This window comes from Streptomyces sp. NPDC001220 (genome assembly GCF_053597895.1).
In genome coordinates, this window is the sequence record NZ_JBSFJE010000006.1 from 377,030 (window position 1) to 400,578 (window position 23,549).

Genomic DNA, 23,549 nt, shown 5'->3' on the forward strand with positions numbered 1-23,549 from the left:
GAACGCGCCGGGCGCCTCAGTCGCCGTAGTCGGACATCGCGTCCAGGAGCCTGGCGGACTTCTTAGGCACAGTCACCCCGTGGATGAGTGACGGCGGCACCGGCCGGGCATCGCTGTGATCGGGAACCGCCCAGTGCGGGGCCATCCGCGCGCAGTCACCGCGCAGCGACGCCAGGTCGCCGTCGAGGTCGGCCGGAGCGGGGGCGTGGACCTTGAGGTTCGTCATGACCGAACGGTATGCACGTCGGGCGCCGCGAAGAAAGATCTACTATCGGGTAGTTTTGGCACCTTCAGGGCGCCCCTGCCGACCCGGTAGCGTTAACTGTCAATCACGCCTCCCCCTCAGGAGAGTCCCAGCCGTGCGCATCGCAGTCACCGGCTCCATCGCCACCGACCACCTCATGACCTTCCCCGGCCGCTTCGCCGACCAGCTCGTCGCGGACCAGTTGCACACGGTCTCGCTGTCCTTCCTGGTCGACAACCTGGACGTCCGCCGGGGCGGCGTCGGCGCCAACATCGCGTTCGGCATGGGACAGCTCGGCACCCGGCCGGTCCTGGTCGGCGCGGCGGGCTTCGACTTCGACGAGTACCGGGCCTGGCTCGACCGGCACGGCGTCGACACGGACTCCGTGCGCATCTCCGAGACCCTGCACACCGCGCGTTTCGTGTGCACCACCGACGCCGACCACAACCAGATCGGCTCCTTCTACACGGGCGCGATGAGCGAGGCCCGCCTGATCGAGCTGAAGACCGTCGCCGACCGGGTCGGCGGCCTCGACCTGGTGCTCATCGGCGCGGACGACCCCGAGGGCATGCTCCGCCACACGGAGGAGTGCCGGACCCGGGGCATCCCCTTCGCCGCCGACTTCTCCCAGCAGATCGCCCGGATGAACGGCGACGAGATCCGGATACTGCTGGACGGCGCGACCTACCTCTTCTCCAACGAGTACGAGAAGGGCCTGATCGAGACCAAGACCGGCTGGAGCGACGAGGAGATCCTCGGGAAGGTCGGCCACCGGGTCACCACGCTGGGCGCCCGCGGGGTGCGGATCGAGCGGGCCGGCGAGGAGGCCATCGAGGTCGGCTGCCCCGACGAGGAGCGCAAGGCGGACCCGACGGGTGTCGGCGACGCGTTCCGCGCGGGGTTCCTTTCGGGCCTGGCATGGGGGGTCTCGCTGGAGCGGGCGGCCCAGGTGGGCTGCATGCTGGCGACCCTCGTCATCGAGACGGTCGGCACGCAGGAGTACCAGCTGCGTCGCGGGCACTTCATGGAGCGGTTCACGAAGGCGTACGGGGACGAGGCCGCCGAAGAGGTCCGTGGGTATCTGGTCTGAGTCCGGCCGCGGGTGTGGGGGGCTGGTCGTCCCCCCACTCTCGGCTCCGCTCGGGCGGGGGACCCCCGTCGCGGCGGTAGCCGCAAGCCGACCCGGCCCCGCGCCCCTGACGGGGCGCCTCAGCTGATCCGGCGGACCAGGTAGGCCGTTCCTCTTTCTGCCTTCTCCTCTCCCTCGTACTCCTGGCCCCGCATCTCGCACCACGCGGGGATGTCGAGTCGTGCGGCCTCGTCGTCGGACAGGACCCGCACCCTGCCGCCCACCGGCACGCTCCCGATCACCTTCGCCAGTTCGATGACGGGGATCGGGCACCGCTTGCCGAGCGAGTCCACGACCACTTCCTCCGCCTGCTGTACGGTCGCGGCCGGCACTGGGGCGCCCAACTTCTCCCGCACCCCCGCCACCACCCCCGGCAGCACCTCCAGGAAGCGGTCGACGTCCGCCTCGGCCGCCCCCGCCGGCAGCGACACCCGCACGTTCCCCTCGCTCAGCACCCCCATCGCCTTCAGCACATGGCTGGGCGTCAGCGTGCTGCTCGTGCAGGACGATCCGGACGACACGGAGAAGCCCTCCCGGTCCAGCTCGTGCAGCAATGTCTCGCCGTCGACATAGAGACAGGAGAAGGTGACGATCCCCGGCAGTCGCCGGTCCGCGTCCCCCACCACCTCCACGTCGGGCACCAACTGCGGCACCCGCGCCCGGATCCGCGCCGTCAGCTCCCGCAGTCGTACCGCCTCCCGCTCGGCCTCCGCCCGTACGGCCCGCAGGGACGCGGCCGCCGCGATGATCGCCGGCAGGTTCTCGAAGCCGGGCGCACGGCCCGACTCCCGCTCGTCCGAGGCTCCTTGGACGGCGAACCGCACCCCCTTGCGCACGACCAGCAGCCCGACCCCGCTCGGCCCGCCCCATTTGTGCGCACTCGCCGTCAGCAGTGACCAGCCGCCCTCGACGCGCCCCCACCCCAGCGACTGCGCCGCGTCCACCAGCAACGGCACCCCGGCCGCCCGGCACACCTCGGCCACCGCCGCCACCGGCTGCACGGTGCCCACTTCGTGGTTGGCCGACTGGAGGCAGGCGAGCGCGGTGTCGGCGCGGAGGGCGGCGGCGTACGACTCGTCGTCCACCGCTCCGGTCCGCCGTACCGGCACCTGGGTCACCTGGCCGCCGTCCGCCTCGAACACCTCCGCCGAATGGAGTACCGAGGAGTGTTCGACGGCTGACACGATCAGGTGACGTCCGACGCGACGACGACCGGCCAACGCCCCGGCGAGACCCGTATGGACGGCCCGGGTGCCGGACGAGGTGAAAGTCAGTTCGTCCACCCGGCAGCCGACGGCCTCGGCAGCCGCCTCCCGGGCGGCGTCCAGCAGCATGCGCGCCTTGCGCCCTTCGCGGTACAGCCGGGAGGGATCGGCCCACCCGTCGTCCAAGGCGGCCAACAGCGCCTGACGGGCGACAGGATGAAGGGGAGCGGCAGACGCGGCGTCGAAGTAGGGCACACAGCAACGGTAGAACTCCGGTGGAGCACCCGACCTCAGGGGCGCGGGGCTGTACCTGTTTGCGGCTCCGCCGCGTGGGCGCGATCAGCCCCTCACGCACCCGCACCCGGGCACGAAACCCCGACAACCCGAGCTATTGGGTGCCCAATCCCACCCTTAAGGAGTGACAGGCGGCGCGTATGCCCCCCTCCCCGCGACCCCCCGAATCGCGTCGGCTAGGGTTTGGTCCGCATAAACATCCAAACCCCTGCCCGACGCAGGGCGGCGACCGACCAGCGAGAAGGCCGCAGCCGAACGCGCGGGCGAGACTCTCGGGAAGGCGCTACGTGAGTCCCAACGGCTCCGACCGCTCGCCGCGGCGCCCGATGCGGCGGAAGCTGCTGCAGGCAATGACCGCGGGCCTGGTCCTTGCGACCGCCACCGGTTGCACATACAAGGACTTCCCCCGCCTTGGTATGCCCACCCCGACCACGGAAGAGGCTCCGCGGATCCTCTCCCTGTGGCAGGGCTCCTGGGCCGCCGCGCTCGTCGTCGGCGTGCTGGTGTGGGGTCTGATCATCTGGAGCGCCATCTTCCACCGGCGTAGCCGCACCAAGATCGAGGTGCCGGCCCAGACCCGGTACAACATGCCGATCGAGGCGCTGTACACGGTGGTTCCGCTCATCATCGTCTCGGTGCTGTTCTACTTCACCGCGCGTGACGAGACGAAGCTGCTCAGCCTCACCGACAAGAAGCCCGCCGTCACGGTCAACGTGGTGGGCTTCCAGTGGAGCTGGGGCTTCAACTACGTCACGCCCGTCGACGGGGTCACCGGCGACGCGAAGACAGACCCGAACCTGGACGCCATTCCGGACCGGTTCAAGAAGGACTTCCCGGCCAACGCCGGTGGCGTCTACGACGTCGGTACGCCGGGCACCAAGAACCCGCAGACCGGCAACCCCGGTCCGACGCTCTGGCTCCCCAAGGGGGAGACCGTCCGCTTCGTCCTCACCTCGCGTGACGTCATCCATGACTTCTGGGTGGTGCCGTTCCTGATGAAGATGGACGTCGTCCCGGGCCACACCAACGCGTTCCAGGTGACCCCCAATCAGGAGGGCACCTTCCGAGGCAAGTGCGCCGAGCTCTGCGGCGTCGACCACTCCCGGATGCTGTTCAACGTGAAGGTCGTCTCGCCCGAGCGTTACCAGCAGCACCTCAAGGACCTCGTCAAGAAGGGGCAGACCGGTTACATTCCCGCCGGCATCGCGCAGACGAGCCACGAGAAGAACCGGGAGACGAACAACCTGTGAGCATCCTCAACGAACCCCAGGGTGCCGCGGCTGAAGGCTCGTACGCCGACGAGCTGCCGGTCAGGCGCAAGCAGCCCGGCAATGTCGTGGTGAAGTGGCTGACGACCACCGACCACAAGACGATCGGAACGCTCTATCTGGTCACGTCGTTCGCGTTCTTCCTGATCGGTGGAGTGATGGCGCTGCTCATGCGCGCCGAACTCGCTCGCCCCGGTCTGCAGATCATGTCGAACGAGCAGTTCAACCAGGCGTTCACGATGCACGGCACGATCATGCTGCTGATGTTCGCGACGCCGCTGTTCGCGGGCTTCACGAACTGGATCATGCCGCTGCAGATCGGTGCACCGGACGTCGCCTTCCCGCGGCTGAACATGTTCGCCTACTGGCTCTACCTGTTCGGCTCGACCATCGCCGTCGGCGGCTTCCTCACCCCGCAGGGTGCGGCCGACTTCGGCTGGTTCGCCTACTCCCCGCTGTCGGACGCGGTCCGCTCGCCGGGCATCGGCGCCGACATGTGGATCATGGGTCTGGCCTTCTCCGGCTTCGGCACCATCCTCGGCGCGGTCAACTTCATCACCACGATCATCTGCATGCGCGCACCGGGCATGACGATGTTCCGCATGCCGATCTTCGTGTGGAACGTGCTGCTGACCGCCGTCCTGGTCCTGCTCGCCTTCCCCGTCCTCGCCGCCGCGCTGTTCGCGCTGGAGGCGGATCGGAAATTCGGGGCACATGTCTTCGACGCGGCCAACGGCGGAGCCCTGCTCTGGCAACACCTCTTCTGGTTCTTCGGCCATCCAGAGGTGTACATCATCGCCCTGCCGTTCTTCGGCATCATCTCCGAGGTCATCCCGGTCTTCTCCCGCAAGCCGATGTTCGGCTACATGGGTCTGATCGCGGCGACCATCGCGATCGCCGGTCTGTCCGTGACGGTGTGGGCGCACCACATGTACGTCACCGGCGGTGTGCTGCTGCCGTTCTTCTCCTTCATGACGTTCCTCATCGCCGTACCGACCGGCGTGAAGTTCTTCAACTGGATCGGAACGATGTGGAAGGGGTCACTGAGTTTCGAGACCCCGATGCTCTGGGCCACCGGCTTCCTGATCACCTTCACCTTCGGTGGTCTGACCGGTGTCATCCTGGCCTCGCCGCCGATGGACTTCCACGTCTCCGACTCGTACTTCGTGGTGGCCCACTTCCACTACGTGGTCTTCGGAACGGTCGTCTTCGCGATGTTCTCCGGCTTCCACTTCTGGTGGCCGAAGATGACGGGCAAGATGCTCGACGAGCGCCTCGGCAAGATCACCTTCTGGACGCTGTTCATCGGCTTCCACGGCACCTTCCTGGTCCAGCACTGGCTGGGCGCCGAAGGCATGCCGCGCCGGTACGCCGACTACCTGGCGGCCGACGGCTTCACCACGCTGAACACGATCTCGTCGATCAGCTCCTTCCTGCTCGGCCTGTCGATCCTGCCGTTCCTCTACAACGTGTGGAAGACGGCCAAGTACGGCAAGAAGGTCGAGGTCGACGACCCGTGGGGCTACGGCCGTTCGCTGGAGTGGGCGACCTCCTGCCCGCCGCCGCGGCACAACTTCCTCACCCTGCCGCGGATCCGCAGCGAGTCCCCGGCGTTCGACCTGCACCACCCTGAGATCGCCGCCCTGGAGCAGCTGGAGCACGGCCAGGCCGTCGCCGCTGTCACGGGCAGCAAGGAGGCCGGCAAGTGAAGATCCAGGGCCGCATGTTCGTGTGGCTGAGCGTCTTCGTCCTCGCCATGGCGATCGTCTATGGCGTGTGGTCGAAGGAGGCGGCCGGAACCACGGCGCTCTTCATGGCCTTCGGCCTGTGCATCATGATCGGCTTCTACCTGGGCTTCACGGCCTCGCGGGTGGACGCCGGTGCCCAGGACAACAAGGAGGCCGACGTCGCGGACGAGGCCGGCGAGGTGGGCTTCTTCAGCCCGCACAGCTGGCAGCCGCTCGCCCTCGGTGTCGGCGGCGCGCTGGCCTTCCTCGGTGTCGCGGTCGGCTGGTGGCTGCTGTACTTCTCGGCGCCCATCATCATGATCGGCCTCTTCGGCTGGGTGTTCGAGTACTACCGCGGTGAGAACCGCACCCAGTAAGCACGCGCCGAGCGCACCGGGAGCCCGGACCCTCTGTCAGGAGGGTCCGGGCTCCCTGTTTTCACGGCCGTTGCCGCCTTCGGCGCAGTCCCCGTCGCCCGTCCGGAGTACCTGGCGTGCCGGTCCGGAAAACGTCTCATAGCGTGACCGTATGAGTCAGACTCCGTGTGCCCGCACCGTCGTCAGCTGCGCCCTGCTGGTGACCGCCCTCGGAGCGGGCATCACCGCCTGCGGATCCGGCGGCGACCCGCTGTCGGAGAAGCCGCGCGACGCGGCGGACCAGGTCTCCTTCAACACCCCCACCGGCGCCGGGAAGCGGGCCGACCCCGACAAGCCGCTGGAGGTCGTCGCCAAGAGCGACGAGGACCGGATCACGGACGTCACGGCCGAGGACGCCACCGGTCGCCTTGTGGCGGGCGAACTCGACGCCGACGGCCGTCGCTGGCACAGCACCTCCCCGCTGGCCGCCAACGCCCACTACACGGTCCAGGTCAGCACCGAGGACGAGGACGGCGCGCCCGGCCGCAAGGTCCTCACCTTCGACACCAGCAAGCCCACCACCCAGCAGCGGCTGAAGGTCACCTTCGGCCCCAAGGCGGGCGAGTACGGCGTCGGCCAGCCCGTCACCGCCCAACTCGACCACGCGGTCAAGGACAAGGCCCAGCGCGCCATCGTGGAGCGCGCCCTCAGGGTCGACTCCGTCCCCGCCGTCGACGGGGCCTGGTACTGGGTGAGCGACAAGGAACTCCACTACCGGCCCAAGGACTACTGGCCCGCCCACGCCACCGTCCAGGTGCACAGCGACCTGGACGGCGTCAGGATCAGCGACCGCCTGTGGGGCGGCGCGGCCGCGCCCCTGAAGCTCACCATCGGCGACAAGCTCCTCGCCGTCACGGACGCCGCCGCCCACCAGATGACCGTGTACAAGAACGACAAGGAGATCAACCAGATCCCCATCACCACCGGCAAGCCGGGCTTCGAGACCCGCAACGGCGTCAAGGTCGTACTGGAGAAGCAGTACTTCGTACGCATGCGCGGCAGCACGGTCGGCATCGCCGAGGGCACCTCGGACTCGTACGACCTTCCGGTCTACTACGCCACCCGGGTGACCTGGTCGGGCGAGTACGTCCACGCCGCACCCTGGTCGGTGGGCTCGCAGGGGTACGCCAACGTCAGCCACGGCTGCACCGGCATGAACACCTCGAACGCCGAGTGGTTCTTCGACACCTTCCACCCGGGCGACCTGGTGAAGGTCGTCAACTCCAACGGCGAGGAGATGGAGCACTTCGGCAACGGCTTCGGCGACTGGAACCTGGCCTGGAAGGACTGGCGCAACGGCAGCGCCCTGGTCAACGGCACCCCGGACGGCCCGAAGCCCCAGGACGCGGCGAGAGTGCAGCCGGCCGCCTTGTGAAACGCCCTCAAGGGCAGCCGGCCCAGGGGCGCGGGGCAGAGTTCGATATGCGGCTACCGCCGCGTGGGCGCGAACGGCCACACGCGGCGCGCACTCGCGCACTCAGCCCGCGCCCCACCCCGTCAGGCGCTCTGCAGCCTCTGCTGCCGCAACAAGGACGCCAGCGCGGCCGCGAACTCCACCGGATCCACCGGCAGCGTCACAGCCGCGTCCGCACGGCTCCAGGTGGCCAGCCAGGCGTCCTGCGGCCGCCCGATCAGCAGCAGCACCGGCGGGCAGTTGAACACCTCGTCCTTGATCTGCCGGCACACCCCCATGCCGCCCAGCGGCACGGCCTCGCCGTCCAGCACGCACACGTCGACGCCGCCCTTGTCCAGCTCGGTGACGACCGCCTGGGGCGTCGCGCACTCCACGAACTCGACGAACGGCACATCGGGAGCCGGCCGCCGGCCCGAGGCCAGCCGTACCTGCTCGCGGGTGTTGGAGTCGTCGCTGTAGACCAGCACCGTGGCGGTCGGCTGCATTGTTCCTCCGATACGCGGGGACGGGAGTCGTCGTACGGACAGGACCGATGCGCCGGATGCTACTCCCCCGAACACCTCGTCAACACCTGTTGGAACACCGCTTCGATGGGCCATCCGGGCAGTACACACGGTGCGGACACCCCGAACGGCACCCCCCGGAGTGAGCGCGAGATAAGCGACCGACATAATGTCGGTCGTGGCGACAGCAACGACAGTAGAAACCGGGCACGCGCACCCGTCGGTCAATCGGCCGAACCTCACCAGCGTCGGAACCATCATCTGGCTGAGTTCCGAGCTGATGTTCTTCGCGGCCCTCTTCGCGATGTACTTCACCCTGCGATCGGTGACCGGTCCGGATCACTGGAAGGAGATGGCGAGCCATCTCAACATTCCGTTCTCCGCGACCAACACCACGATCCTGGTGCTCTCCTCCCTCACCTGCCAGCTCGGCGTGTTCGCCGCCGAGCGCGGGGACGTGAAGAAGCTCCGGGGCTGGTTCATCGTCACCTTCGTGATGGGCGCGATCTTCATCGGCGGTCAGATCTACGAGTACACCAGCCTGGTGAAGGAGGACGGCATCTCGCTCTCCTCCGACCCGTACGGCTCGGTGTTCTACCTGACCACCGGCTTCCACGGCATGCACGTGACGGGCGGCCTCATCGCCTTCCTGTTCGTCCTCGGCCGCACCTACGCGGCGAAGCGCTTCACGCACGAGCAGGCGACCGCGGCCATCGTCGTGTCCTACTACTGGCACTTCGTCGATGTCGTCTGGATCGGCCTTTTCGCCACGATCTACCTGATCAAGTAGCCGGGCCGGCTCCACGCGCTGCAGAAGCGCACAACCCAGAAGCATCGACGCAGAAGATCCTGACACCGGGGTAATCCGTGAAAAAGCTCTCCGCACGACGACGCCATCCGCTGGCGGCGGTCGTCGTCCTACTCTTTGCGCTGGCGGCCACTGGGGGGCTGTACGCCGCGCTCGCGCCCGCGGGCCGGGCGCAGGCCGGCGAAGCCTCCCAGTCCCTGACCATTGAGGAGGGCAAGAAGCTCTACTCGGTCGGCTGTGCCAGCTGCCACGGCACCGGCGGTCAGGGTTCGTCCGACGGCCCCAGCCTGGTCGGCGTGGGCGCCGCGGCCGTGGACTTCCAGGTCGGCACCGGCCGTATGCCGGCCGCCACCTCGCAGGGCCCGCAGGTCGTCGCGAAGAAGAACATCTACACCCAGGCCCAGATCACCCAGCTCGCGACGTACATCGCCTCGCTGGGCGCCGGTCCCGAGGTGCCCACCAAGGAGCAGTACGGCCCGGGTGGTGCCGACATCGCCGCGGGCGGTGAGCTCTTCCGCACCAACTGCGCGCAGTGCCACAACTTCGTGGGTGCGGGTGGCGCGCTGACCAAGGGCAAGTTCGCGCCGAGCCTGGAAGGCGTCGACCCGAAGCACATCTACGAGGCCATGCAGACGGGCCCGCAGAACATGCCGTCCTTCCCCGACACCACGCTGTCCGAGAAGAACAAGAAGGACATCATCGCGTACCTCGACGCGGTCAACAGCCCCAAGACGGTGAACCCCGGCGGTCTCAACCTGGGCGGCCTCGGGCCGGTCAGCGAGGGTCTGTTCGCGTGGATCTTCGGTCTCGGCGCCATGATCGCCGTCGCCGTCTGGGTCGCCGCTCGGACCGCAAAGGCCAAGAAGTCATGAGTAGCCAAGAGATTCCAGAAGAGAACCTGCCCGCTGAGCAGGGCCACGCGCACGGCGCCGTGAGCATCGCGGACGAGAAGGACCCGTTCGCGGACCCCGGTCTGCCGCCTCACGAGCACCGGATCCAGGACATCGACGAGCGGGCCGCCAAGCGGTCCGAGCGCGTCGTGGCCCTGCTGTTCACGGTGTCGATGCTGGCCACCGTCGGCTTCATCGCCTCCTACGTGACGATCCCGAAAGACAAGTCGATCTTCGTCTTCCCGATCGGTCACATCAGCGCGCTGAACTTCGCGCTGGGCCTGACCCTCGGTGTGGCGCTGTTCTGCATCGGCGCGGGCGCGGTCCACTGGGCCCGCACCCTGATGTCCGACGTGGAGGTCGCCGACGAGCGGCACGCCATCTCGGCTCCGCCGGAGGTCAAGGCCAAGGTCCTGGCCGACTTCAAGCAGGGCGCCAAGGAGTCGGCGCTCGGCCGGCGCAAGCTGATCCGCAACACCATGTTCGGCGCGCTGACCCTGGTCCCGCTCTCCGGTGTGGTGCTGCTGCGCGACCTCGGCCCGCTGCCCGGCACCTCGCTGCGCCACACGGCGTGGTCGAAGGGCAAGCTGCTCGTCAACATGAACACCAACGAGCCGCTGCGTCCCTCCGACGTCGCCGTCGGCTCGCTGACCTTCGCCAAGCCCGAGGGCGTCGAGGAGTCCCAGGAGGACTTCCAGAACGTGATGGCGAAGGCGGCCCTGATGATCATCCGGCTGCAGCCGGACAACATCAAGGACAAGCGCGAGCTGGAGTGGTCCCACGAGGGCATCGTGGCCTACTCGAAGATCTGCACCCACGTGGGCTGCCCGATCTCGCTGTACGAGCAGCAGACCCACCATGTGCTCTGCCCGTGCCACCAGTCCACCTTCGACCTCTCCGACGGTGCCCGAGTGATCTTCGGCCCGGCCGGTCACGCCCTGCCGCAGCTGCGCATCGGTGTGAGCGAGGAGGGCTACCTCCAGGCGCTCGGCGACTTCGAGGAGCCCGTCGGTCCTGCTTTCTGGGAGCGCGGATGAGCACTAACGAGAACTCCGAGTCCCGCGAGCGCGGGAAGGCACCGGCCGGCGAGCGCGTCGCCGACTGGGCCGACGGACGGCTCGGGATCTACTCCCTGGCCAAGTCCAACATGCGCAAGATCTTCCCCGACCACTGGTCGTTCATGTTGGGCGAAGTGTGCCTGTACAGCTTCATCATCATCATCCTCACGGGTGTGTATCTGACGCTGTTCTTCCACCCCTCGATGAACGAGGTGGCGTACCACGGCAGCTACGTCCCGCTCCAGGGACAGATGATGTCCGAGGCGTTCAACTCGACCCTGCACATCTCCTTCGACGTGCGCGGTGGTCTGCTCATCCGGCAGATCCACCACTGGGCCGCGCTGATCTTCCTCGCCGGCATGTTCGTGCACATGATGCGCGTGTTCTTCACCGGCGCGTTCCGCAAGCCGCGTGAGATCAACTGGCTGTTCGGCTTCCTGCTGTTCGTCCTGGGCATGTTCACCGGCTTCACCGGTTACTCGCTCCCGGACGACCTGCTCTCCGGCACCGGTGTCCGCTTCACCGAGGGCGCGATCCTGTCGATGCCGATCGTCGGCTCGTACATCTCGTTCTTCCTCTTCGGCGGGCAGTTCCCCGGCCACGACTTCGTCGCCCGGTTCTACTCGATCCACATCCTGCTGCTGCCGGGCATCATGCTCGGCCTGGTGGTGGGCCACCTGATCCTGGTCTTCTACCACAAGCACACGCAGTTCGCGGGTCCCGGAAAGTCCGAGAAGAACGTCGTCGGCATGCCGCTGCTGCCGGTCTACATGGCCAAGGCCGGTGGCTTCTTCTTCCTGGTCTTCGGTGTCATCGCGGCCATCGCGGCGACCACCCAGATCAACCCGATCTGGGCCATGGGCCCCTACCGTCCGGACCAGGTGTCCACCGGCGCCCAGCCCGACTGGTACATGGGCTTCGCCGAGGGCCTGATCCGTTACATGCCCGGCTGGGAGATCAACTTCTGGGGCCACACCCTGGTCCTGGGCGTCTTCATCCCGCTGGTCCTGTTCGGTCTGGTGCTGGGCGCCATCGCGCTCTACCCGTTCATCGAGTCCTGGGTCACCGGTGACAAGAGCGAGCACCACATCCTGGACCGGCCGCGCAACGCCCCGACCCGGACCGGCTTCGGTGTCGCCTGGGTGACCGTGTACATGATCGGCCTGGTCGGTGGTGGCAACGACCTCTTCGCCACCCACTTCCACCTGTCGATCAACGACGTGACCTGGTTCGTCCGGATCTTCTTCTTCGCCGGACCGGTGATCGCGTTCCTCGTCACCAAGCGGATCTGCCTCGGCCTGCAGCGCCGGGACCGCGAGAAGGTGCTGCACGGTCGTGAGACCGGCATCATCAAGCGGCTGCCGCACGGTGAGTTCATCGAGGTGCACGAGCCGCTCAGCCAGGAGCAGCTGCACACCCTCACGGCCCACCACCAGTACGAGCCGGCCGAGATCGGCGCGGCGGTGGACGAGAACGGTGTCGAGCGCAAGATCAAGGGCTCCGAGAAGCTCCGCGCCAAGCTGAGCGGCGCCTACTACGGCGAGGACAACCAGATCCCGAAGCCCACCGTCGAGGAGTACAAGGAGATCACGAGCGGCCACGGCCACCACTGATCGACCGCGTCGCCACGCCACAGTCGAAGGGCCCCCGTCCGGATGGGCCCCCGGTCCGAGTTTGTTCGAGGACTGGGGAGGATTGGGGGCCCTTCGCCGTGCCCGGGGCTGGATAGGGTAGGCCTGACACCGTTTTTTGCCGGTACGACGATCAGGAGCGGCCTTATGAGCGCTGTGACCCCCGCTGGAGGCGACATCGCGGCGGGCCGTTCCTGGCCCGAGGTGCTGAACGCGCTGCTCTACGGCCAGGACCAGAGCGCGGACGCGACGGCCTGGGCGATGGACCAGATCATGCGCGGCCAGGCGACCGACGCCCAGATCGCCGGCTTCGTCGTCGCCCTGCGGGCCAAGGGCGAGACGGTGGACGAGATCAACGGCCTGGTCCGCACGATGTACGCGCACGCCAACGTCATCGAGGTACCGGGCCGCACGGTCGACATCGTCGGCACCGGCGGTGACGGCGCCAAGACGGTGAACATCTCCACGATGTCCGCGCTGGTGGTGGCCGGCACGGGGGCGAAGGTCGTCAAGCACGGCAACCGGGCCGCGTCGTCCGCGTCCGGCGCCTCGGACGTGCTGGAGAAGCTCGGCGTCAACCTCGACCTGACCCCGCGGCGGGTCGCCGAGGTCGCCGAGGAGGCCGGCATCACCTTCTGCTTCGCCGTCAAGTTCCACCCGGCGCTGCGCCATGCCGGCGCGGCCCGCGGCCAGCTGGGCATCCGCACGGTGTTCAACATCCTCGGCCCGCTGACCAACCCCGCGCAGGTGCGGTCCCAGGCGGTCGGCGTCGCGGACCCGCGCATGGCACCGGTCGTCGCGGGCGTCTTCGCCGAGCGCGGCAACTCCTCCCTGGTCTTCCGCGGCGACGACGGCCTCGACGAACTGACGACCACCGCCACGTCCCACGTCTGGATCGTCCGCGACGGCAAGGTCACCGAGGAGACCTTCGACCCGCGGGACGTCGGCATCGAGCTGGTCCCGGTGGAGGCGCTGCGCGGCGGCGACCCGTCGTACAACGCGGAGGTCGCGCGCCGGCTGCTGGACGGCGAGACGGGCCCGGTCCGTGACGCGGTCCTGCTGAACTCGGCGGCGGCCCTGGTGGCCCTGGACCCGGGCACCGGAACGCTCGCCGAGGAGATCCGTGCCGGCATGGACAGGGCCGCGGAGTCGATCGACTCGGGCGCGGCCAAGCGGGTGCTGGAGCGCTGGGCGGCGGCCACCAACCGGTAGGCGCCGAACGGAAGGAACATGTGGCGCCGGCGCCCTCGGCGGTCCGTCATCCGGACAGGAGTTGCGCGCCGGCGATCACTTCATCTAGTTTTCCAGTCAGGTCATGAGTGACAGTCATGAGGCCCCGGCCGACTGTCCGGCAACCCTCCGTCCGTGGCGGGGTGCCCCGGGTGAAGACCAGGCCGTAGGCAGCGAGGTCTGCGGCAAGCGCGGATCCCTCACGCTCTTCTGAATGAGCAAGGCCCAGGGATCCTGGTCATCGAGGGAGTCTCCCGTGAGCAAGCGAATGCGCTAGGGCGCCGAGCCCCCACTTCCGCGCACCCTTTTCCCTTTCCTCCTTCCTCTCACGGGAGTTCCGCCATGTCCGTCTCCACCGCTGCCTCCGTCCAGTCGGTTTGTGCCCCGCTGCCCGTTCTGGGGCGAGATGTCACCGTGCCGCTCGTCACCGGCGGCGAGGTCACCTACGCCGCCCTCGACTACGCGGCCAGCGCCCCCGCCCTCCAGCGTGTCTGGGACGACGTGGCCGCGTACGCGCCCTACTACGGCAGCGTGCACCGCGGCGCCGGCTACCTCTCCCAGCTCTCCACGGACCTCTTCGAGAACGCCCGCCGGACCGTCACCGAGTTCCTCGACTGCCGTCAGGACGACCAGCTGGTCTTCACCCGCTCGACCACGGACTCCCTGAACCTCCTGGCCCGCGCCCTCCCGGCCGGCTGCCAGGTCTTCGTCTTCGAGACCGAGCACCACGCGAGCCTGCTGCCCTGGCAGGACGCCCGGGTCAGCTACCTCGACGCCCCGCGCACCCCGCGCCAGGCCGTGGAGACCCTGGAGAAGGCCCTCGCCGACCGTGACCCGCACGGGCCGGCCCTGGTCTGCGTCACCGGCGCCTCGAACGTCACCGGCGAGCTGTGGCCGGTCCGTGAGCTGGCCGCCGCCGCGCACGCGCACGGCGCCCGGATCGTCCTGGACGCGGCCCAGCTGGCCCCGCACCACCCGGTGAGCGTCCGCGAGCTGGACGTCGACTGGATCGCCTTCTCCGGCCACAAGCTGTACGCCCCCTTCGGCTCCGGCGTCCTGGCCGGTCGCGCCGACTGGCTGCGGGCGGCCGAGCCGTACCTCGCGGGCGGCGGCGCCAGCCGCAAGGTCACCCGGCGCGCGGACGGGGGAGTGGCCGTGGAGTGGCACGACAGCGCCGCGCGGCACGAGGCGGGCTCCCCGAACGTCATCGGCGCCTACTCGATCGCCGCCGCCTGCAAGGCGCTGACCGAGGCGGGCTTCGACACGCTGGTCGCCCGCGAGCGGCACCTGATCGCCAAGGTCCGGGAGGGCCTCGCCGAGGTGCCCGAGGTCCGTGTCCTGTCCCTCTTCGGCGACGACGCCCCGCGCGTGGGCGTGCTCTCCTTCGTGGTCGAGGGCTGGAACAGCTCCCACTTCGCCGCCGCCCTCTCCGCCGAGTACGGCATCGGCGTCCGCGACGGCCTCTTCTGCGCCCACCCGCTGGTCAGGACCCTGCTGGGCTCCGACCCCCAGACCCAGGGCGAGTGCGGGGCGCCGGAGGCGGCACCGGGCGAGAAGTCCCTCAACGCGATCCGGGTGAGCTTCGGGGCGGGAACGCCCGACGAGCACGTCGAGCGTTTCGTGACGGCGGTCCGGGAACTGGTGACCGACGGTGCGAAGTGGACGTACCGCACCGAAGAGGGCCGCTGCGTCCCGGCGGTGTGATTCCTACCGGCCTCAGGGAGGCACCCCAGGGGCGCGGGGAACTGCGCGACCAGCCACGACGGACCCGCAGGGGACCACGACCTTCGTGCCCGGCCGCGGGCCGGTGGGGGCCGAGCGCGCAGTTCCCCGCGCCCCCTACGGGGCGCTTCAGCTGTCCAGGCCGATCGCGAACGCGGCCTCCAGGTCGTGCTGGGAGTACGTGCGGAACGCGACGTGCGTGTCCGTGCCCTCCACGCCCTGGATCTTGCTGATCCGGCCCGGGATCACCTCGGCCAGATCCTCGTGCTCGCGCACCCGGACCATGGCGATCAAGTCGTACGTACCGGTGACGGAGAAGACCTCGCTGACGCTGTCCAGCGCGGCGATCTGTTCCGCGATCTCGGGGATCCGGTCCACGCTGGTCTTGATGAGGACGATCGCGGTGATCACAGCTGGTTCTCTCCCTCGGGTGCCGGAGCTGGGGCGGCCTTCACTTTAGTCCCACGGCCGTACCGCACCCACGCGTAGCCGACGCCGAGTCCGAAGCCGACCAGGTGGGCGAGGTAGGCCACGCCGGGGCCGGAGGGGGCCTGGTTCAGGGCGATCCACTGCAGGGCCGCCCAGAAGGGGAGCACCACCCAGGCCGGGAACCGCAGCGGAAGGAAGAAGAGGAACGGCAGAAGACTGGTCACGCGGGCGTTGGGGAACAGGTACAGGAACGCTCCGAGGACCGCCGAGATCGCCCCGGACGCCCCCACCAGCGACTGCTGGGACGTGGCGTTGGCGGCCGCGTAGCCGAGCAGCGCGAGGTAGCCGCAGCCGATGTAGAAGAGGGTGAACTCCACGCGGCCCATCCGCTCCTCGGTCATCGCCCCGAAGACGAAGAGGAAGAGCATGTTGCCGAGCAGGTGCACCCAGCTGCCGTGGATGAACAGCGCCGTGGCCGGGGTGAGCACCTCCCGCGCCGGACCGTCGAACAGGTCGGCGGGGACCACCCCCCAGTGCCGGAAGTACGCGCGCTGGGCGGCCGCCAGGGCGTCCCCGGTGCCGTAGGACGGGGTGAAGCCGGACGCCGGGCCGAGCACGAAGATCAGGCAGCACACGGCGATCAGGGTGTACGTCATGGGCGCCGACGTCCCCCTCAGGCTCCGCAGGGTCCGGCCGGCCGTCGTGTTCCAGTTGCCGATCATGGACATAGAGCATGGCGTAACGGGATGCACTGGTGCAGATCGCCTCGCCGCCGTGGACAGGGCGGCGTCGAGTACTCGCCAGGCCGTAGGGTAACGAGCCACACGCGTCGGGACGGCGCGTCACGGACACTAGAAGGAAGCGAACAGTCACGATGACGGTTCCCCTGCCGACCGCCACGACGCGGTGGCGCTGCACCCTCTGTGGCAACCTCACGAGGTTCGACGTGACCCGCTCGTCGAAGGTCGTGGAGTACGTGCACCTCGACCTGGCCGGTGAGCCCAAGGTCGAGGAGCGCGAGGTGGTCAGTGAGACCATCGAGTCGGTGCGCTGCCGCTGGTGCAACGCGGTGGACCAGGTGGAACTCGTGGACAGGCCGGGTGCCGACTCCTGAGACCGGGAGGCGGCCCCGCACAGGTGATGGGGTGTGACGGATGGTGGAGACCACAGGCGGGGGGCCGGGCGACGGCACCGCCGAGGTGCTTGACCGTCCGTTGCCCGACGGCGTGCGACGGCGGGTCGTGCAGATCGTGTCGGACGGCTTCGGCGGGCTGACCGTCGCCGAACTGCCGGCCCAGCTGCGGCAGTACGCCCGGTTCGCCCCGAACCGGCGGGCCAAGTTCGCCGGCAACGCCATGGCGACCGCGCTGGAGACGGACACCCTCTTCCGGCAGCGGATCGGGGAGAAGCTCAGAGAGGCCCAGCCGGAACTCGCCGGCGCCCTCGACTCCGGCTCACCGCCCCCGGCCGCGGACCCGCTCGATGTGGCGGCCGCGGCCTACGTACTGCGCCCCACGGGCTGGGTGAAGCTGGTGGCGGCGGCCGGCGAGGAGGCCCAGCGGGCCGACGCCGAGCGCGCCGACGAGGAGAGCCGGGCCGAACTGGAGCGGCTGCGCGAGGAGCTGGACCGGGCCCGGGAGCTGACCCGTGCCGACACGGAGCGGCTGCGCGCCGAGCTGGACGCGGCGAAGAAGGAAGCGGAATCGCTTCACCGCAAGCTGCGCGCGGCCCTCAGTGACGTCAAGCGGGGTGAGGCCGCACTGCGCAAGATGCAGGGCGAGATGGAGTCGGTGCGCACCGAGGGGCAGACCCAGGTGTCCGCCGCCGAGAGCGAGAGCCGGCGTCTCAAGGGCCGGCTCGGCGAGGTCGAGGCCGCCCTGGAGGCCAGCCGCCGGGCCGCCCGCGAGGGACGCAGCGTCGAGGACATGAGAGTGCGGCTGCTGCTCGACACCGTCCTGGACGCGGCCCAGGGACTGCGCCGCGAACTGGCGCTGCCGCCGGTGTCGGTGCGGCCCGCCGAGACCGTGGACGCGGTCGAACCGGGACGAATGACCCCGAAGGACATCGCGGCCCGGGCGCTCTCCGAGAACGACCCGGCCATTCTCAACCAGCTGCTCGCCCTGCCCCAGGCGCACTTGGTCGTCGACGGCTACAACGTGACCAAGACCGGCTATCCGCAGATGCCGTTGGAGAAGCAGCGGCTGCGGCTGCTCGGCCAGCTCTCCCAGCTCGCCGCGCAGACCGGCGCCGAGGTCACCTGTGTCTTCGACGGCGCCGAACTGGCCGCCCCGGTGCTGCTCGCACCGCCGCGCGGGGTCAGGGTCCTCTTCTCCAAGCCCGGTGTCACCGCGGACGAGCTGATCCGCCAGCTGGTGCGCGCCGAGCCGCCGGGCCGTCCGGTGATCGTCGCCTCGACCGACCGCGAGGTCGCCGACGGGGTCGCCAAGGCGGGTGCCCGTCCGGTCGCTTCTGCGATGCTTCTGAAGCGACTGTCCTGAAGGTTCAACGGACATATGCAATGCCCGAATTGACCGAACCGTCACGCAACGTAGCGTCAATCGAGCATTACGGCACGTGAGTTATGTGCAAAGAGTGCGTTGCGTGACCAGTTTTTTCGCTGTTGGGTTTGAACTGATCACAGGGAGGTCACTAGGGTCGGGCCTCGAACCTCCACACGGGTGATCACTCAAACGAAGGAGCCCGTCTCCGTGGCGTCCCATCGTCGACCCAAGCAGCCGAGTCGCGCACGCGTGACCGTGCTGACCACCGCAGCCGCCGCTGCTGTCGTCCTCAGCGCCAACGCCGCCAACGCGGCACCCAGCGAGAAGCTGAGCAAGGACGAGGTCAAGGCAAAGGTCGACAAGCTCTACCAGGAGGCCGAGCAGGCCACCGAGAAGCTGGACGGAGCCAAGGACAAGCAGCACAAGCTGCAGAAGGAAATCTCCACGATCCAGGACAATGTGGCCCGCGGTCAGGAGGACCTCAACAAGCTGCGGGACAGCCTCGGTTCGCTGGCCACCGCGCAGTACCGCTCCGGGGGCATAGACCCGTCGGTCCAGCTCTTCCTCTCGTCCAACCCGGACGACTACCTCGACAAGGCGTCCACGCTCGACCAGTTGAGCGGCCAGCAGGTCGAGGCCCTGAAGAAGATTCAGGACAAACAGCGCGAACTCGCCCAGGAGCGGGCAGAGGCGACGGACAAGCTCAAGGACCTCTCCGCCACCCGCACCGAGCTGGCCAAGCAGAAGAGCGCCGTCCAGTCCAAGCTCGCCGACGCGCAGAAGCTCCTCAACACCCTGACGGCCAAGGAGAAGGCCGCCCTGGACGCCGAGCAGGCCCAGGCCGCCAGCCGCGCCTCCTCCCGGGTGGACCTCGGCAACACCGGCTCCGCCTCCGGCAGGGCCGCCGCCGCCTTCTCCGCCGCCCAGTCCGTGATCGGCTCGCCGTACGTCTACGGCGCCTCCGGACCGTCCTCCTTCGACTGCTCGGGCCTGACCTCCTGGGCCTACGCCCAGGCCGGCGTCACCATCCCGCGCACCTCCGAGGCCCAGGCCAACGCCGGCACCCGGATCTACAGCCAGAGCGACCTCAAGGTCGGCGACCTGGTCATCTTCTACGGCGACTACCACCACGTCGGTCTCTACGCCGGCAACGGCCAGGTGCTGCACGCCCCGCACACCGGTGCCGTGGTGCGCTACGAGTCGATCGGTGACATGACGTTCGAGTTCGGCGTCCGGATCTGACCCCAGCGGGTTACGGCGACACTCGTACGGCCCAAGATCAACCCTGCGGGGCGCCCGAACGGGCGAATCCCGACAACCCAAGATGACTCCACGCCCCGCCGGTGACCTGCGTCAGCGGCGGGGCGTCACGTTGCGTGGCCGTCGAGGGTCTTTGGCCGGGGTGTGGTCGCACGGCTACTGTCTGCCGCGTTTCCTCCGGTGCCGGGGCATCCCCGTCCCCGGCGCCGGAGGAAGCGGTACCCGTCCGCCGGCAGAAGGACCACCGTGGGGTTTCACCGCCGTCTCGCACCGTCCGGGTTCAACCGGGGCGCCGGTGCCGCCCTCTGTGCGCTGTCCGCCGCGGCGGCCGCGCTCGGCGCCACGCCCGCGAGCGCGGCCCCGCACGGGCACACCCGCGCCGAGGTGGACCGGCTGTACCAGCAGGCCGAGGAGGCGACCGAGGCCTACAACAAGGCCGACGAGCGGGCCGGCGCCCTGCGCCGCGAGGTGAACGACTCCCAGGACCGCATCGCCCGCCGGCAGCAGAGCATCAACGCCATGCGGGAGACGCTCGGTTCACTGGCCGGCGCCCAGTACCGCTCCGGCGGCCTCGACCCCACCGTCGCCCTGCTCTTCTCCGACGACCCCGAGGACTACCTCGACCGGGCGTCCCTCCTCGACCGCATCGACGTCCGCCAGGCCGGGCAGCTCAGGGAGCTCCAGACGGCGATGCGCGAACTCGCCCAGGAGCGCAGCGAGGCCACCGGCGAGCTCGCCGAGCTGGAGCGCAGCCGCACCGCGGTCGCCTCCCACAAGGCCACCGTGGAGAAGAAGCTCGCCACGGCCCGCCGGCTGCTCAACACGCTGCCCGCCGCCGACCGCGCCGCCTTCGAACACGCCTCCCGGGGCGACGACCGCGCCGACCTGCCCGACCTCTCCGGTGCCGGCGCCCCCGACGGCCGCGCCGCCGCCGCGGTGGCCGCCGCCCGCGCCGCCCTCGGCAAGCCGTACGTGTGGGGCGCCAGCGGCCCCTCCGGGTTCGACTGCTCGGGCCTGATGCAGTGGTCGTACGCGCACGCCGGCATCCACCTGCCCCGCACCTCGCAGGAGCAGCGCCACGCCGGCCACCAGGTGCCGCTCTCCCAGGCGCAACCCGGTGACCTGGTCGTCTACCGGTCCGACGCCAGCCATGTGGGGATGTACGTCGGCAACGGGCAGGTCATCCACGCCCCCTACCCGGGTGCCCCGGTCCGCTACGACCCGGTCGGCATGATGCCCATCTCCTCGGTCACCCGGCCCTGACTTTCCGGCCCCGACCCGTACGATCGGAAAGTGGCTGGTGGCAGGCGGGCGTGGCGCTCAGGAGCGGTGGGACTGTGTCTGCTGCTCCTGCCGCTGACGGGATGCGGCGGCGGGCAGGCGGCGACCGGTTCGGCGATGGCCGAGGTGCAGCAGGTCCTGGACCGGCGTGCGGCCGCCGTCCTCGGCCATGACGAGCGGGCCTACACCGAGACCGGCACCCGGAGCTCGTACGCGAACCTGCGGGCCGTGCCGCTCGCGGACTGGGGCTACCGGCTCACCGCCCTCCACCCGGACGGTGCCCAGGCCACCGCCGAGGCCCGGCTCAGCTACCGCATCCAGGGCTACGACAGGGCCCCGGTCACCACCGACCGCGCCCTTACCCTCAGCCGCACCGCCGACGGCCACTGGTACGTCGCCGCCGACAGACCCGCCGGGAAGTCGGGGCAGCAGCTGTGGGACCAGGGCACCGTGACGGCCGTCCGGGGCGCGCACAGCCTGGTGCTCGGCGTCGGCCAGTCCAGGGACACCCTGCGGGACTACGCCGGCCTCGCCGACACCGCCGTCCCCGAGGTCTCCAAGGCCTGGGGCACGCAGTGGACCCAGCGGGTGGTCGTGGTCGTACCCAAGTCGCTGAACGGCATGGCGGGCCTGCTGGGCGCCCCCGCCTCCAACTACCGGGGCATCGCCGCCGTCACCACCGGCGAGGTGGGAGGCTCCGGCCAGGCCCCGGCGGACCGGGTCATCCTGAACCCGGAGGCGTACGCCGTCCTCGGCCCGGTCGGCAAGCAGGTGGTCCTCACCCATGAGACGACCCATGTCGCCACCCGCGCCCACACCTCGGCCGCCACCCCGCTCTGGCTCTCCGAGGGGTACGCCGACTGGATCGGCTATCTCGACAGCGGCCGTACGCCCGCCGAGGCGGCACCGGAGCTGGCCCGCGCCGTACGGGACGGGGACCTGCCCGAGGACCTTCCGGTGGACAAGGACTTCGGCTTCACCGACGACCCCACCAAGCTGGCCGAGGCCTACGAGGGCGGCTGGCTGGCCTGCCGGATGATCGCCGCCCACTGGGGCGAGGAGCGGCTCGGCGCGTTCTACCGGGCCGTCGGCGCCCACCAGGGCCGCGCCGGCGCCGTCGAGGACGCGCTGCGCACGGAACTCGGCACCACCCTGCCGGACTTCACCGCACGCTGGCACGCCTACCTGACGGACCGGCTCGGCGACTGAACCGGCCTCCGCTCAGGAGGGCGCGGAGGTCTCCTTCGCCCGGGCGACCTGGGCGGGCAGCGGAGCGCCCGGGGCCTCGGTCACCGTGGAGCGCCACAGCTGCCGGGCCGCCGTGACCGTCGCCGCGACCAGCAGGCCGTTGCGCAGGAGCAGCAGGGTGATGCCGTACCAGTCGCTCACCACGACGTGCGAGAAGCCGACCGGGAACTCCAGGACCGTCACGAAGGCGGCCAGGAGGAGCAGGACGGCCGGCAGGGTCATCCGGCCGGCCCGGAAGCAGAGGCAGACGGCGGCCAGGCCCACCAGCCACACCATGTACTGCGGGCTGATCACCCGGCTGGTGACCGTGAACATCAGGACGGCCGTGAAGGCGGCGTCCGCGAGCGTGTGGGACCGGAAGCGGGCCGCGCACAGCCGCCACACCAGCAGCCAGCCGAAGGCGCACGCGGTCAGCACCAGGGCCGCCGCGCTCACCGCCTTCACCTGCGGGCCGAGGAATTCGATCGAGCCGTAGTTCAGCAGCACCTCGCCCTGCCAGCCGTAGTGCCGGGCGATGTGCAGGACCAGCGCGCCCAGCGACTCCACCTCGGTGCCCCGGTCCCGCTGGAAGGTCAGGAAGGCGAACGCGCCGGGCATGGCCACCGCGAACAGCGCCCCGACCAGGCCCGCCGTGACCGCCGCCGACACCCAGGCCCGCCGTCGTACGGCCCCCACCAGCAGCAGCGCCGGCCACACCTTGACCATCGCGCCGAAGCCGGCCAGCGCGCCCATCAGCCGGGGGTGCCGGGCCCCGGTGAGCAGCGCGGCCACCGCGACGGCGGTGACCATCAGGTCGTAGCGGGAGTAGACGGTCGGCCCGAGCAGCGGCACGCCGAGCACCCAGATCCAGGCGCCGCGCAGGGTCCGGCCGGGCCGCAGGCCCGTGTAGAGGAGCAGGGAGAGCACCACCAGGTCGGCCAGGAAGGCCAGCACGAAGAAGGCGGTCGGGTAGTCCAGGAAGGGCAGCAGCCCGGGGGCGAGGATCGCCAGGGCGGCCGCGGGCGGGTACTGCCAGGTGACGTCGTCCAGGGGGAACGTTCCGTGCCGGAGGACCTCGTACCACCCCTGGTAGATCACCGACACGTCGGTCGTGACGTCCGCGCCCGGGAACACGAACACCTTCAGCACGGACAGCAGCAGCGCCAGCCGGGTGGCACCCCAGACGGCCAGCAGCAACGCCAGGGCACGCCTCTCGCCCGTCCTGTCCACCTGAGCCCCTGTCCGTCGCCCTGTCTGGGAGTGCGCCACATGATCTCCCGCCGGGCTGTGCGAGGGCCATGAAGCACGGCCG

At 69.7% G+C, this 23,549-nt stretch carries 22 protein-coding genes and 1 riboswitch; of the genes, 16 read left to right on the forward strand and 6 right to left on the reverse strand.

Annotated features, from left to right (window positions below):
• Positions 1–16: 16 nt before the first annotated feature.
• On the reverse strand, positions 17–226 hold the full coding sequence (locus ACWDGI_RS17500) for a hypothetical protein (protein ID WP_093503947.1): 210 nt from the start codon (positions 224–226) through the stop codon (positions 17–19).
• Positions 227–359: 133 nt separating this feature from the next.
• Here ACWDGI_RS17500 and ACWDGI_RS17505 point away from each other — a divergent pair, with 133 nt between their 5' ends.
• A complete protein-coding gene (locus ACWDGI_RS17505) occupies positions 360–1,334 on the forward strand; it encodes a carbohydrate kinase family protein (RefSeq protein WP_450759886.1) in 975 nt (324 codons plus the stop codon).
• Positions 1,335–1,453: 119 nt separating this feature from the next.
• On the opposite strand, the gene ACWDGI_RS17510 is transcribed toward ACWDGI_RS17505, so the two are convergent.
• Complete coding sequence (locus tag ACWDGI_RS17510; RefSeq protein WP_450759888.1) at positions 1,454–2,833, reverse strand: aminotransferase class V-fold PLP-dependent enzyme; 1,380 nt, start codon at positions 2,831–2,833, stop codon at positions 1,454–1,456.
• A gap of 326 nt (positions 2,834–3,159) precedes the next feature.
• On the opposite strand from ACWDGI_RS17510, the gene ctaC reads away from it, so the two are divergent.
• The 4 genes from ctaC (at position 3,160) to ACWDGI_RS17530 (ending at position 7,658) form a co-directional block, all read left to right on the forward strand.
• A complete protein-coding gene (gene ctaC / locus ACWDGI_RS17515; protein WP_450759890.1) occupies positions 3,160–4,122 on the forward strand; it encodes an aa3-type cytochrome oxidase subunit II in 963 nt (320 codons plus the stop codon).
• Complete coding sequence (ctaD, locus tag ACWDGI_RS17520) at positions 4,119–5,849, forward strand: aa3-type cytochrome oxidase subunit I (protein WP_450759892.1); 1,731 nt, start codon at positions 4,119–4,121, stop codon at positions 5,847–5,849. Before ctaC ends, ctaD begins: the two co-directional genes overlap by 4 nt.
• Positions 5,846–6,244 (forward strand): cytochrome c oxidase subunit 4, encoded by a 399-nt coding sequence (locus ACWDGI_RS17525; protein ID WP_046727399.1) that lies wholly within the window; start codon positions 5,846–5,848, stop codon positions 6,242–6,244. The genes ctaD and ACWDGI_RS17525 overlap by 4 nt, the downstream gene beginning before the upstream one ends.
• A 151-nt stretch (positions 6,245–6,395) precedes the next feature.
• On the forward strand, positions 6,396–7,658 hold the full coding sequence (locus tag ACWDGI_RS17530; RefSeq protein ID WP_450759894.1) for an Ig-like domain-containing protein: 1,263 nt from the start codon (positions 6,396–6,398) through the stop codon (positions 7,656–7,658).
• Positions 7,659–7,780: 122 nt separating this feature from the next.
• Here ACWDGI_RS17530 and ACWDGI_RS17535 read toward each other — a convergent pair whose 3' ends face one another.
• Positions 7,781–8,182, reverse strand: coding sequence for a hypothetical protein (locus ACWDGI_RS17535; RefSeq protein ID WP_450759896.1), 402 nt, complete (start codon positions 8,180–8,182; stop codon positions 7,781–7,783).
• A gap of 187 nt (positions 8,183–8,369) precedes the next feature.
• On the opposite strand from ACWDGI_RS17535, the gene ctaE reads away from it, so the two are divergent.
• The 6 genes from ctaE to ACWDGI_RS17565 all read left to right on the forward strand — a co-directional run bounded on the left by ctaE (position 8,370) and on the right by ACWDGI_RS17565 (position 15,521).
• A complete protein-coding gene (gene ctaE / locus ACWDGI_RS17540) occupies positions 8,370–8,990 on the forward strand; it encodes an aa3-type cytochrome oxidase subunit III (protein WP_351695412.1) in 621 nt (206 codons plus the stop codon).
• Between the two features lie 77 nt (positions 8,991–9,067).
• Positions 9,068–9,880 (forward strand): cytochrome bc1 complex diheme cytochrome c subunit, encoded by an 813-nt coding sequence (gene qcrC / locus ACWDGI_RS17545; RefSeq protein WP_450759898.1) that lies wholly within the window; start codon positions 9,068–9,070, stop codon positions 9,878–9,880.
• Complete coding sequence (gene qcrA, locus ACWDGI_RS17550; protein WP_450759900.1) at positions 9,877–10,935, forward strand: cytochrome bc1 complex Rieske iron-sulfur subunit; 1,059 nt, start codon at positions 9,877–9,879, stop codon at positions 10,933–10,935. The genes qcrC and qcrA overlap by 4 nt, the downstream gene beginning before the upstream one ends.
• Positions 10,932–12,569: a cytochrome bc1 complex cytochrome b subunit gene (gene qcrB / locus ACWDGI_RS17555; RefSeq protein WP_450759902.1), complete on the forward strand. Its 1,638-nt coding sequence runs from the start codon at positions 10,932–10,934 to the stop codon at positions 12,567–12,569. Before qcrA ends, qcrB begins: the two co-directional genes overlap by 4 nt.
• 165 nt (positions 12,570–12,734) lie before the next feature.
• Positions 12,735–13,799 carry an anthranilate phosphoribosyltransferase gene (gene trpD, locus ACWDGI_RS17560; RefSeq protein ID WP_450759904.1) on the forward strand — a complete coding sequence of 355 codons (1,065 nt, stop codon included), beginning with the start codon at positions 12,735–12,737 and terminating at the stop codon, positions 13,797–13,799.
• 99 nt (positions 13,800–13,898) lie between these two features.
• Positions 13,899–14,015: riboswitch (SAM riboswitch) on the forward strand.
• 144 nt (positions 14,016–14,159) lie between these two features.
• Complete coding sequence (locus tag ACWDGI_RS17565; RefSeq protein ID WP_450759906.1) at positions 14,160–15,521, forward strand: aminotransferase class V-fold PLP-dependent enzyme; 1,362 nt, start codon at positions 14,160–14,162, stop codon at positions 15,519–15,521.
• Positions 15,522–15,668: 147 nt separating this feature from the next.
• On the opposite strand, the gene ACWDGI_RS17570 is transcribed toward ACWDGI_RS17565, so the two are convergent.
• Positions 15,669–15,950 carry an Lrp/AsnC family transcriptional regulator gene (locus tag ACWDGI_RS17570; protein WP_024882613.1) on the reverse strand — a complete coding sequence of 94 codons (282 nt, stop codon included), beginning with the start codon at positions 15,948–15,950 and terminating at the stop codon, positions 15,669–15,671.
• Entirely contained in the window at positions 15,947–16,690 is a 744-nt protein-coding gene (locus tag ACWDGI_RS17575; protein WP_450759908.1) for a rhomboid family intramembrane serine protease, read from the reverse strand. Before ACWDGI_RS17575 ends, ACWDGI_RS17570 begins: the two co-directional genes overlap by 4 nt.
• 152 nt (positions 16,691–16,842) lie before the next feature.
• On the opposite strand from ACWDGI_RS17575, the gene ACWDGI_RS17580 reads away from it, so the two are divergent.
• From ACWDGI_RS17580 to ACWDGI_RS17600, 5 genes are all read left to right on the forward strand, one after another.
• Positions 16,843–17,082: a hypothetical protein gene (locus ACWDGI_RS17580; protein ID WP_009309707.1), complete on the forward strand. Its 240-nt coding sequence runs from the start codon at positions 16,843–16,845 to the stop codon at positions 17,080–17,082.
• Positions 17,083–17,122: 40 nt separating this feature from the next.
• Complete coding sequence (locus ACWDGI_RS17585; protein WP_450759910.1) at positions 17,123–18,466, forward strand: NYN domain-containing protein; 1,344 nt, start codon at positions 17,123–17,125, stop codon at positions 18,464–18,466.
• A 210-nt stretch (positions 18,467–18,676) separates the two neighbouring features.
• Entirely contained in the window at positions 18,677–19,711 is a 1,035-nt protein-coding gene (locus ACWDGI_RS17590; protein ID WP_450759912.1) for an NlpC/P60 family protein, read from the forward strand.
• A gap of 264 nt (positions 19,712–19,975) precedes the next feature.
• Complete coding sequence (locus ACWDGI_RS17595; RefSeq protein WP_450759913.1) at positions 19,976–20,992, forward strand: NlpC/P60 family protein; 1,017 nt, start codon at positions 19,976–19,978, stop codon at positions 20,990–20,992.
• 30 nt (positions 20,993–21,022) lie between these two features.
• Positions 21,023–22,219 carry a hypothetical protein gene (locus tag ACWDGI_RS17600; RefSeq protein ID WP_450759914.1) on the forward strand — a complete coding sequence of 399 codons (1,197 nt, stop codon included), beginning with the start codon at positions 21,023–21,025 and terminating at the stop codon, positions 22,217–22,219.
• Between the two features lie 12 nt (positions 22,220–22,231).
• Here ACWDGI_RS17600 and ACWDGI_RS17605 read toward each other — a convergent pair whose 3' ends face one another.
• On the reverse strand, positions 22,232–23,467 hold the full coding sequence (locus ACWDGI_RS17605; protein ID WP_450759916.1) for a glycosyltransferase 87 family protein: 1,236 nt from the start codon (positions 23,465–23,467) through the stop codon (positions 22,232–22,234).
• Positions 23,468–23,549: the final 82 nt, after the last annotated feature.

Bases quoted from the DNA above. Each gene is read 5' to 3' on its own strand.
- ACWDGI_RS17500 (WP_093503947.1), bottom strand. From the start codon at position 226: ATGACGAACCTCAAGGTCCACGCCCCCGCTCCGGCCGACCTCGACGGC.
- ACWDGI_RS17530 (WP_450759894.1), top strand. From the start codon at position 6,396: ATGAGTCAGACTCCGTGTGCCCGCACCGTCGTCAGCTGCGCCCTGCTG.
- ACWDGI_RS17535 (WP_450759896.1), bottom strand. From the start codon at position 8,182: ATGCAGCCGACCGCCACGGTGCTGGTCTACAGCGACGACTCCAACACC.
- ctaE (WP_351695412.1), top strand. From the start codon at position 8,370: ATGTCGGTCGTGGCGACAGCAACGACAGTAGAAACCGGGCACGCGCAC.
- qcrA (WP_450759900.1), top strand. From the start codon at position 9,877: ATGAGTAGCCAAGAGATTCCAGAAGAGAACCTGCCCGCTGAGCAGGGC.
- qcrB (WP_450759902.1), top strand. From the start codon at position 10,932: ATGAGCACTAACGAGAACTCCGAGTCCCGCGAGCGCGGGAAGGCACCG.
- trpD (WP_450759904.1), top strand. From the start codon at position 12,735: ATGAGCGCTGTGACCCCCGCTGGAGGCGACATCGCGGCGGGCCGTTCC.
- ACWDGI_RS17565 (WP_450759906.1), top strand. From the start codon at position 14,160: ATGTCCGTCTCCACCGCTGCCTCCGTCCAGTCGGTTTGTGCCCCGCTG.
- ACWDGI_RS17575 (WP_450759908.1), bottom strand. From the start codon at position 16,690: ATGATCGGCAACTGGAACACGACGGCCGGCCGGACCCTGCGGAGCCTG.
- ACWDGI_RS17580 (WP_009309707.1), top strand. From the start codon at position 16,843: ATGACGGTTCCCCTGCCGACCGCCACGACGCGGTGGCGCTGCACCCTC.
- ACWDGI_RS17585 (WP_450759910.1), top strand. From the start codon at position 17,123: ATGGTGGAGACCACAGGCGGGGGGCCGGGCGACGGCACCGCCGAGGTG.